We start from the raw sequence: 1360 nt of genomic DNA on the forward strand, positions 1-1360 counted from the left end.
ACAGATATTATAAGTATCCTGCAAAACCGGTCCATTCAATTTTAGAGGCCTTCCGATATGCGCGAGGAACGGACATCAACACCACCATCTGACCCAGTTCGATATATCGATTCTATCGAAGTGTTTTACAAGTGTGTTCAAAGGAATTGTCACCCAGATTATGCCAGTCAGAGACCTTTGAACATGCCTCCTTGTGAGGTTAGATTGACTCTACTGGTGTGAGGACAGTCCAATTTGTTGAAACTGCACAGAAGCAAGTTTTTCCGACACCTTCATCATTTCATCGTATTCCGGGTAGCCAGAAATCATGTCGCAAAAATAGTTGTGGTAGGCGGCAAGCCAAGAGAACTTGGAGAGCACCGCAGGGATTGGCGCATAAGCTTTTAGTGCTCGCTCAATTTGCTTCTTATGAAGAAGAAGAGATTTAGTATCAAGAAACTGCTGTTCATCACCATCAATAATACATTCTGTCAGATAGTTAAGAAAATAACGGCCATCAGGTCCTTTTAGCACATCTCTACGTTGTGGTGCAATTTCACCAGAGTAATAACCGATGTGTATATCCACCAACTTCATTGTTCTATCACAAAGAACGACTACGGGGTTAACGGCTACTTTGCTTTCTAGATGATATGCATCCAGCAATGCTGCACCATAAACGCTATTTTCATCCATAAATAGCTGACCAACAGCAAGACCACCTCGGATAAAGAATCCTTTAAGCGCCATCTGGAATTGGTATTCTATGATAGACCAGAGAATGAATCCGAATTCTGATTCCATGTCTTCACTAAACTGAGGATGTGCTAGCACCACGTTATCAGTGAATGACTTGAAGTAAAGCATCGACTCGCTGGTGTTCTCCTTAAACTTGTCGATGCTTCTGGCGAGAATTTGGTGAAAATCCATCAGTAGAATATCTTCAGTCCCATCTTCATAGCTGGTGCGAATCCTCTCTGAGAAGCCCAAGACATCTAGAAAGGCACAATAGGACATCCGGTGAACAGGCATTCCAGAGTAGAAATAGTCAGACTTTTGTTGAGTGCTTTTGTATGTACGTTTTGTCATAGCATCGAAAGATTTTTAGTGAAATTTTAATGTTGCAGCTGAGCCACCCAGTGCTCGTGGAAATTAAACGGCTTTGGCGTCTCGTCTCTTGCGAGCTTTCATTGTGGGTCCCTCCAACAGGGGGTGAGTCCTGCGATTCAAGGATATGCTGGCTTTATCAGAGATAAGTATACTGGACACATCTATGTGGTAGGGCGAGTACTATATCGCTATCCAGTGGCCTTTTTATTAGAAAGGCCAATTCTTTAGGGCTGTATCATGCTGAAAATATTAATTTAACGCGATGCTCGAC

General features: G+C 42.7%; 1 protein-coding gene. It reads right to left on the bottom strand.

The window, feature by feature from the left end:
* Positions 1-210: 210 nt before the first annotated feature.
* Positions 211-1068, bottom strand: coding sequence for a hypothetical protein (locus ABLA76_RS16770; RefSeq protein WP_285809453.1), 858 nt, complete (start codon positions 1066-1068; stop codon positions 211-213).
* Positions 1069-1360 lie beyond the last annotated feature (292 nt).

The sequence above is a fragment of the Xenorhabdus sp. SGI240 genome, assembly GCF_040081915.1.
Taxonomy (GTDB): Bacteria; Pseudomonadota; Gammaproteobacteria; order Enterobacterales; family Enterobacteriaceae; genus Xenorhabdus; species Xenorhabdus bakwenae.